This window comes from Micromonospora sp. CPCC 206061 (genome assembly GCF_036906915.1).
Taxonomy (GTDB): Bacteria; Actinomycetota; Actinomycetes; order Mycobacteriales; family Micromonosporaceae; genus Phytohabitans.
The window spans coordinates 1-8,926 of sequence record NZ_JBAKHX010000150.1; the positions used below are offsets into that span (position 1 = coordinate 1).

The 8,926-nt window shown below is 74.3% G+C and carries 2 protein-coding genes; both read left to right on the forward strand.

What is annotated here, in order from left to right:
• Positions 1-67 precede the first annotated feature (67 nt).
• Positions 68-7,858 (forward strand): type I polyketide synthase, encoded by a 7,791-nt coding sequence (locus tag V6V89_RS40410; RefSeq protein ID WP_334625001.1) that lies wholly within the window; start codon positions 68-70, stop codon positions 7,856-7,858.
• Between the two features lie 8 nt (positions 7,859-7,866).
• A partial coding sequence (locus V6V89_RS40415) for a beta-ketoacyl synthase N-terminal-like domain-containing protein (RefSeq protein WP_442935316.1) occupies positions 7,867-8,926 on the forward strand: 1,060 nt, incomplete at its 3' end.

Sequence of the window (8,926 nt, forward strand, 5' to 3'; positions counted from 1 at the left end):
CATGGCCGCAGACACCACCACCGGAACATTCACGCCCACCCTCCGCAGTGGACGACCCGAGCCCGAGATGCTGGCAGCCGCCCTGGCCACCCTCCACGCCGCCGGGACGCCCCTGCGGTGGGAGGCGGTTTTCGGTGGCGAGCCGCGACGGGTGGAGCTGCCGACGTACCCGTTCCAGCGGGAGCGGTACTGGCTGGCGACACCGCCGATGACCGGTGACCTCGGTGCGGCCGGACTGACCGCGACCGGCCACCCGCTGCTCGGCGCGGCGACCGAGCTGCCCGACGGCGGGACGCTCTTCAGCGGGCGGCTGTCGCTCACCGACCAGGCGTGGCTGGCCGGTCATGCCGTGCACGGCACCGCGCTCGTCCCAGGAACGGCCTTCGTCGAGCTGGCGCTACAGGCGGCGGCGCACACGGGCTGCGACCGGGTCGCCGAGCTGACGCTGCACGCGCCGCTGATCCTGCCGGACCGCGGCGGGGCGCACCTACGGCTGCTGGCCGCCCCCGACGACGGCGCCGGCCAGCGGACGCTGACCATTCACTCGCGCCCGGACGACGCCGATCCCGACGCCGAGTGGGTACGGCACGCCAGCGCCACGCTCACCAGCGGCCAGCCCACCGCGGCCGAGCCGGCGCCGTGGCCGCCGACCCGGGCCACCCCGATCGACGTGGACGAGCTGTATCAGGGGCTCGCCGTTGCCGGGCTCGACTACGGTGGCGCGTTCGTCGGGGTACGGGCCGCGTGGCGGCGCGGCGACGAGACGTTCGCGGAGGTGGCTCTGCCCGCCGAGGCGGCCGACGCGACCGGGTACGGGATCCACCCGGCGCTGCTCGACGCGGCGCTGCACGCGGCGGCCGGTGCCGCGCTCGACGGGGGCGCGCTGGCGCTGCCGTTCGCGTGGACCGACATCGCGCTGCACGCGGCGGGCGCCACGGCGGTGCGGGTACACACCCGGCCGGTGGCCGGCGGGCTGGCCGTCGAGCTGAGTGACGAGTCGGGCCAGCCGGTCGCGTCGGTCGGCGCACTGGCTGTGCGGCCGGTCAGCCCCGACCAGCTCGCCTCGGCCACCCGGCACGACGCCCTGTTCCGCGTCGAGTGGGTGCCGGTCACCGCCGACGACACGCTCCCGGCCGACGCGGTCGTGGTCGACGTGACCGGCGACGACCCGGCCGAGGCCACCAAACACGCCCTGGCCCAGATCCAGGAACACCCTGGCCCTCTCGTGTTCACCACCCACAACAACCTCGCCGGAGCAGCAGCCCGCGGCCTCATCCGCTCAGCACAAACCGAACACCCCGACCGCATCACCATCATCGACCTTGACCGCGACTACGACACCATCCCGTTCAACGCCGCCGAACCAGAGCTGACCATCCGCGACGGCCAAGCCCACGCACCACGCCTGACCCGCGTCACCGACAACGGCGGCGACAAGCCGACCCTCGACGGGACAGTCCTCATCACCGGCGGCACCGGCACCCTCGGAACCATCCTCGCCCACCACATCCAAGCCGACCGTCTCGTACTCGCCTCCCGCCAAGGACCCAACGCACCAGGAGCCGACCAACTAGCCCGACCCGGCATCGACATCGTCGCCTGCGACACCAGCAACCGCGACGCACTCACCAAACTCATCAACTCCATCCCAGACCTCACCGCCGTCATCCACACCGCCGGCGTCCTCGACGACGCCGTCACCGACACCATGACCCCGTCGCAGATCGACACGGTCTTCACCCCCAAAGTCGACACCGCCCGGCACCTACACGAGCTGACCCGCGACCTGGACCTGAAAGCGTTCATCCTCTACTCCTCCGCAGCAGGCACCCTCGGCACACCCGGACAAGGCAACTACGCCGCCGCCAACGCCTACCTCGACGCCCTCGCACACCACCGCCACCAACTCGGACTCCCAGCCACCTCACTCGCCTGGGGACTGTGGGAACAGGACGGTGGCCTCACGGGCGACCTCACCGGCGCGGACAAGGCGCGCCTGGCCCGCGGCGGGCTCCGTCCACTGTCCGCGGAGGAAGGGCTGGCGCTGTTCGACGCCGCGCTCGCCTCCGGCGCCCCTGCCCTGGTACCCGCGGCGCTGGACCTGCCCGCGCTGCGCGCACTCGCTCGCGACACCGCGCTTCCGGCGCCGCTGCGCGGCCTCGTGCGTGTCCCGCGCCGCGTCGTCGGCAGCGGCGGGACCGGTGGGTTCGGCCAGCGCCTCGCCGGGCTGTCCGGCGACGAGGCCCGCCGGGCCGTGCTCGACCTGGTACGCGCGCACGTCGCGACCGTGCTCGGTCACGCGTCGCCGCAACGGATCCAGACCGACCGGGGCTTCCTGGAACTGGGCTTCGACTCGCTGACGGCGGTCGAGCTGCGCAACCGGCTGAACGAGGCGACGGGCCTGCGGCTGCCGGCCACGGCACTGTTCGACTACCCGACACCGGAGTCGCTCGCCGAGCACGTGCGTGCGGCGCTGACCGGTGCCGGCACGGCCGTCGCGGCGGTGGCCCCGGCGCGCGCGGGCACCGACGAGCCCATCGCGATCGTCGGCATGGCGTGCCGGTACCCGGGCGGTGTCCGGTCGCCCCAGGACCTGTGGCGTCTCGTCGCGGGTGGCGTGGACGCGGTGACGCCGTTCCCGGACGGGCGCGGCTGGGACACCGACGCCCTGTACGACCCCGATCCCTCGCGGACGGGCAAGACATACGCCCGCGAAGGCGGTTTCCTGCACGACGCCGACCACTTCGACCCAGCCTTCTTCGGCATCAGCCCCCGCGAGGCCCTAGCGATCGACCCGCAGCAGCGGCTCCTGCTGGAGACCGCGTGGGAGGCGTTCGAACGCGCCGGCATCGACCCCACGTCGCTGCGCGGCAGCCAGACCGGCGTCTTCGCGGGCGTGATGTACGACGACTACGCCGGGCGTCTCCAGGAGGCGCCGGACGGTTTCGAGGGATACCTGGGCACCGGCAGCGCGGGCAGCGTGGCCTCCGGCCGATTGGCGTACACGTTCGGCCTCGAAGGACCGGCCGTCACCGTCGACACGGCGTGCTCGTCGTCGCTCGTGGCAATGCACCTGGCCGCGCAGGCGCTCCGGCAGGGCGAGTGCGGGCTGGCTCTCGCCGGCGGCGTGACGGTCATGGCCACCCCGAACATCTTCGTGGAGTTCAGCCGCCAGCGTGGACTGGCGCCCGACGGGCGCTGCAAGGCGTTCGGCGCGGGCGCGGACGGCACCGGCTGGGGCGAGGGCGCCGGCCTGGTGCTGCTGGAGCGCCTCTCGGACGCCCAGCGCAACGGCCACCCGGTGCTGGCGGTCGTCAGCGGGTCGGCACTCAACCAGGACGGCATGAGCAGCCAGCTCACCGCCCCCAACGGGCCGTCGCAGCAGCGCGTCATCCGCCAGGCCCTCGCCAACGCGGGCCTGTCACCGGCCGATGTGGACGCCGTCGAGGCGCACGGGACCGGCACCACCCTCGGCGACCCCATCGAGGCCCAGGCGCTGCTCGCCACGTACGGCCAGGAGCGCGACCATCCACTGTGGCTCGGCTCGGTCAAGTCGAACATCGGGCACACCCAGGCGGCGGCCGGCGTCGCGGGCGTCATCAAGATGGTGATGGCCCTGGAGCACCGCGAACTCCCGCCGACGCTGCACGCCGACCAGCCCTCGCCGCACGTCGACTGGTCCGCGGGAGCGGTGTCCCTGCTCACGTCGGCGCAGCCGTGGGAGCGCAACGGCCATCCGCGCCGGGCCGCCGTCTCGTCGTTCGGCATCAGCGGCACGAACGCCCACCTCATCATCGAGGAACCGCCGGCCGCCGGCGCCGCATCCCTGCCCGCGCCCGTCGGTCCGGTGCCGCTACTCGTCTCCGCCCGGAGCGAGGCGGCCCTGCGCGACGCGGCCGGGCAGTTGGCCGGCGCGGTCACGAACCAGAACCTCGCCGACCTGGCCCACTCGCTGGCCGCCGGGCGGGCCCGGTTCGACCACCGCGCCGCCGTCATCGCCGGCGACCACGACGAGGCCCGCGCGGGGCTGCGCGCCCTCGCCGCCGGCCAGGCCGCTCCGAACCTGGTACAGGCCACCGTCACCGGCGGGCGGACGGTGTTCGTCTTCCCCGGCCAGGGCTCCCAGTGGACCGGTATGGCCCTGGACCTGATGGACACCTCGCCGGTGTTCGCAGACCACATGCGGCTGTGCGCCGACGCGCTGGCGCCGCACCTCGACCTGCTCGAGGAACTGCGGGGCCCGCTGGACCAGGTCGACATCGTCCAACCCGCCCTCTTCGCGGTGATGACATCGCTCGCGGCCCTGTGGCGGCACCACGGCGTGCGGCCCGACGCCGTCATCGGCCACTCCCAGGGCGAGATCGCCGCCGCCTACGTCGCCGGAGCACTGTCCCTTCAGGACGCGGCGAACGTCGTGGCTCTGCGCGCCAAGGCCATCACCGCACTGCCGCCGGGCGGTGGCATGGCATCGGTCACCCGTCCAGCCATCGACCTGGACCTGCCCGATGGCCTGCACGTCGCCGCCGTCAACGGACCGTCCTCGACCGTCGTCGCGGGCGACGCCGACCTACTGGAGGCGTTCGTCGCCGACTGCGAGGCCGCCGGCATCCGGGCACGCAAGGTGGCCGTCGACTACGCCTCGCACAGCCCGCACGTCGAGGCGATCCGCGACGGCATCCTGGCCGCTCTCGCCGGCGTACGACCGCAGCCAGCCACCGTCCCGTTCTACTCCACCCTCACGGGCGGCCTCATCGACACCACGGAACTCGACGCCGACTACTGGTACCGCAACCTGCGCCACACCGTCCAGCTCGACCAGGCTGTCCAGGCGCTCCGCGCCGACGGGCACGAGCTGTTCGTGGAGTGCAGCCCACACCCGGTACTCGTATCCGCCGCGGACGCCACCGCCATCGGCACGCTGAGGCGGGGCGAGGGCCACACCCGCTTCCTCACCTCCCTCGCCGAGGCACACACCCATGGCGCCAGCGTCGACTGGACCACCGTCGTCACCGGCAACACGGTCGACCTGCCCACGTACCCCTTCCAACACGAGCGCTTCTGGCTCGACAGCCCCACCGCGGCCGGTGACGCCGCCAGCCTCGGCCTCACCCCGGCGGAGCACCCGCTGCTCGGCGCGACGGTGGACCTCGCGGACGCCGACACCACCGTGTTCACGGCGAGGCTCGCCCTCACGACCCATCCGTGGCTCGCCGACTACGCGGTCATGGACACCGTGCTGCTGCCCGGCACCGCGTTCCTGGAGCTGGCGCTGCAGGCGGGCACGCACACCGGTTGTGAGCGCGTCGAGGAGCTGACCGTCCACACGCCACTCGCGATCCCGGAGCAGGGCGCGATCCGGCTCCAGGTGACGGTCGGCCCGGCCGGCGACGGCGGGCGCCGTCCCCTGAGCGTCCACTCCCGACCGGACGGCGCCGAGCCGGACACCGAGTGGGTCCGGTACGCGTCGGGCGCGCTCGCCCCGGATCCGGGCGACCCGCCGGCGAGCCTCACGGGAGCGTGGCCGCCGCCGGGCGCGACGCCGCTGGAAATCGGCACGCTCTACGACCACCTGGCGGCGCTCGGCGTCGAGTACGGGCCGGTCTTCCAGGGACTACGGGCGGCATGGCGGCGCGACGGCGAGCTCTTCACCGAGGTAGGGCTCCCGGAGAGCAACGAAGCGGGAAGGTTCGGGCTGCACCCGGCCCTGCTCGACGCCGCGATGCAGCCCGTCGGCATGGACGCCCCGGCCGGTCCGCCGCCCGGCGGTGGCCCCCGGCGGGTGCACCTTCCGCTGGTCTGGCACGGCGTCACCCTGTACGCGGCGGGGGCGGATGAACTGCGGATGCGGCTCACACCCGGCGAGGACGACGCGGTGGCGCTCGCGGTCACCGATGCCGGCGGCGCACCGGTGCTCTCGGTGGCGTCGATGGTGCCGCGCCTGGTGTCGGCCGACCAGATCGCCGGCGCCCGCGCGAGCGGCCACCACGAGGCGCTGTACACCGTGGACTGGGTACCGGTGACAGCCGCCAAGACCGCGACGGACACCCGGTGGGCGGTCGTCGGCGACGATCCCCTCGACCTGGCAAGCGCGCTGAGGGCCGAGAGCTATCCGGACGTCGCCGCGCTATCCACCGTGGACCCGTCGCCGGACGTCGTGCTCCTGTTCGCGGCGGCGACCGAGCCCGGCATTCCAGACGTGAGACCCACCCTGTACCGGGTGCTCGGGCAGGCCCAGGCGATGCTCGGCGACGAACGGCTCACCCGTACCCGGATCGCGGTCGTCACCCGGGGCGCGGTCGCCACCGCACCGGACGGCGACGTCACCGACCTGGCCGGCGCGGCGGTGTGGGGGCTGGTCCGCTCGGCGCAGACCGAGAACCCGGACCGGTTCACCCTCGTCGACCTCGACCACGCGGATGCGGTACCCGGGCTGCCCGCCGCCCTGGCAACCGGTGAGCCGCAGCTCGCCGCGCGGGCCGGCGGCTGGCTGGCCGCGCGTCTGGCACGGGTGCCGGCGTCGGCGTCCGTGGCGCAACAGCCGGCGGCGGACCCAGACGGGACCGTGCTGGTGACCGGCGCGACCGGCGCGCTCGGCGGCGTAGTCGCCCGGCACCTCGTGGCGGCGCACGGCGCGCGGCGGCTGCTGCTGGCGAGCCGCCGCGGCAGGGACAGCGATGGCGTGGCGGCCCTCGAAGCGCAACTGGCCGGCCTCGGCGCGGAGGTGACGGTTGCCGCGTGCGACACCGCCGATCGCGACGCGCTCGCCGCCCTGCTCGCCGGCATCCCGGACGAGCACCCGCTGACCGCGGTGTTCCACGTCGCGGGCGTCACCGACGACGGACTGTTCGCGTCGCTGACGCCCGAGCAGGTCGACACCGTCCTGCGGCCCAAGGTGGACGCCGCGTGGCACCTGCACGAGCTAACCCAGGACGACAAGCTGGCGGCGTTCGTGCTGTTCTCTTCGGCCGGCGGCACCCTCGGCGGCGCCGGCGCGGCCAACTACGCGGCGGCGAACGCCTACCTCGACGGGCTGGCCCAGCACCGGCGGGCGCGCGGCCTGCCGGCCCGCTCGCTGGCGTGGGGCCTTTGGGCGGAGGCGAGCGGCATGGGCGACCGGCTGGACGGTGCCGGCCGGGCGCGGATGAACCGCCGCGGCGTCATGGCGTTCTCGGCCGAGCAGGGAGTGTCCGTCATGGACGCCGCGCTCGCCGTCGACCGCGCGGTACTGGTGCCGACGCTGCTCGACCTGCCCGCGCTGCGGGCCGTGGCCGGTGACCTGCCGCCGATGCTGCGCGGTCTGGTCCGGGCCACGAGCCGGCGGGCCGCGGCCGGCGCGGGCGGCCCCGCCCTCGCCGAACGCCTGTCCGGGCTCGCCGCGGCCGAGCAGGAGACGGTACTGGCCGACCTGATCCGGGGCGAGGTGGCGGCGGTGCTCGGGCACGCGTCAGCCGATGCGGTCGCCCCCGACCGGGCCTTCCAGGAGCTGGGCTTCGACTCTCTGACCGCCGTGGAGCTGCGCAACCGGCTGAACGCGGTCACGGGGCTGCGGCTGCCGGCGACGCTGGTCTTCGACTATCCGACACCGGTCGCGCTCGCCGGATACCTGCGCGGCGAGGTGGCGCCCACTGTGGACCCGGCGCAGGCGGTGCTCACCGACCTGACCCGGATAGAGGCGGCGCTCGGCACGCTGCCGCAGGACGCCGCGACGCGGGCCACCATCGCGGCGCAGCTGCGGTCGCTGCTGTGGCGCTGGGACGGCGACGACGGCGGCGACGCCACCGATGCCGGCGCCGGTGACCTGGCGTCCGCGTCCGACCAGGAGCTCTTCGACGTGCTCGACCAGGAACTCGGGATTTGAGGCGGATGATGACCGACGAAGAGAAGCTGCGCGACTACCTCAGGCGCGCGACGACCGACCTGCGCCAGGCGCACCGGCGACTGCGCGATGTGGAGGGTCGGGCTCGGGAGCCGATCGCCATCGTCGCGATGAGCTGCCGGTTCCCCGCCGGGGTCGGCTCGCCGGAAGACCTGTGGGCGCTGCTCGCCGACGGTCGGGACGCGATCTCGGACTTCCCGCCGGACCGGGGGTGGGACGCCGACGAGCTGTACGACCCGGACCCCGACCGGACCGGCAAGTCGTACGTGCGGACGGGCTGCTTCCTCGATGACGGCGGCCGGTTCGACGCGGAGTTCTTCGGCATCAGCCCGCGCGAGGCGCTCGCCATGGACCCGCAGCAGCGGTTGCTGCTGGAGACCGCGTGGGAGGCGCTGGAACGGGCCGGCATCGACCCGCTGTCGCTGCGCGGCAGCCAGACCGGCGTGTTCGCCGGCACCAACGGGCAGGACTATCTCCAGCGGCTGCTCGGTGGCCCGGAAGGCGTCGAGGGATACCTCGGCACCGGCAACCTGGCGAGCATCCTGTCCGGCCGGGTCAGCTACGCGCTCGGGCTGGAAGGGCCGGCGGTCACCGTGGACACCGCGTGCTCGGCGGCGCTGGTCTCCATCCACCTGGCCTGCCAGGCGCTGCGCCAGCAGGAGTGCTCGCTGGCGCTGGCCGGCGGCGTGACGGTGATGGCCACGCCGGGCATCTTCGTGGAGTTCAGCCGCCAGCGCGGGCTCGCGCCCGACGGCCGCTGCAAGGCGTTCGCGGCGGGCGCCGACGGCACGGGCTGGGGCGAGGGCGCCGGCCTGCTGCTGCTGGAACGGCTGTCGGACGCGCAGCGCAACGGTCACCCGATCCTCGCCGTCGTGCGCGGCTCGGCGGTCAACCAGGACGGGGCCAGCAACGGCCTCACCGCCCCCAATGGACCGTCGCAGCAGCGTGTCATCCGCCAGGCGCTGCTCAACGCGGGCGTGCCCGCCGCCGAGGTGGACGCCGTGGAGGCGCATGGCACCGGCACCACGCTGGGTGACCCGATCGAGGCCC

Excerpts from the sequence above, each read along its gene's own strand:
- V6V89_RS40410 (WP_334625001.1), top strand. The coding sequence starts at position 68 with ATGCTGGCAGCCGCCCTGGCCACCCTCCACGCCGCCGGGACGCCCCTG.